Below are 534 nucleotides of genomic sequence, written 5' to 3' on the forward strand. Positions count from 1 at the left end.
ATTTAAATTATTTGAAAGTCTGATTTTTAGACTTCTTAGATATGAATCCGTTTTGTGTAAACAAAACGGATTTTTTATTTTGTTATATATTTTATAACTTTTGTACGATTTTAATTATTTTTTAAATATAAGAATCGTAAATTTGAGTAAATCACTTAATTCGTATATCTTCTATGGATGTATTTAGGCCAATGATAGATTCATTCAAAGCATTTCTTGCTGAAATAGGTGATCTTACATTTTTTTCCATCCGTTTTTTCAAAGAAGTATTTAAAAGCTTCTTTTAGTTTGTGTTCATTCGTTCCAAAAATCTTGGAAAGTTCTTTTAGTGAAGGAAGCGGGTTTTCTAAATTAGATAGAATATAATCATATACTTGCTGCATTAATCGGGCGTCGTCTCGTCTCGTTTTGGGTAATCGAATTGGAGTATCGAAATCTTCATGGTTATTTCCATTTTCTAAAGAATCAACAAAAATAGAATGAATAATAAATTTATTTTCATTTGAGATTCTGGAGATGCTACTGAACAATGAC

General features: G+C 27.7%; 1 protein-coding gene. It reads right to left on the reverse strand.

All coding sequences use genetic code 11. The annotated features are described in order from the left end of the window. Positions 1-200: 200 nt before the first annotated feature. On the reverse strand, positions 201-534 hold a 334-nt coding region (locus ACFQSB_RS40390), incomplete at its 5' end, for a hypothetical protein (RefSeq protein WP_380832673.1).

The organism is Sphaerisporangium rhizosphaerae, assembly GCF_042665155.1.
Taxonomy (GTDB): Bacteria; Actinomycetota; Actinomycetes; order Streptosporangiales; family Streptosporangiaceae; genus Sphaerisporangium; species Sphaerisporangium rhizosphaerae.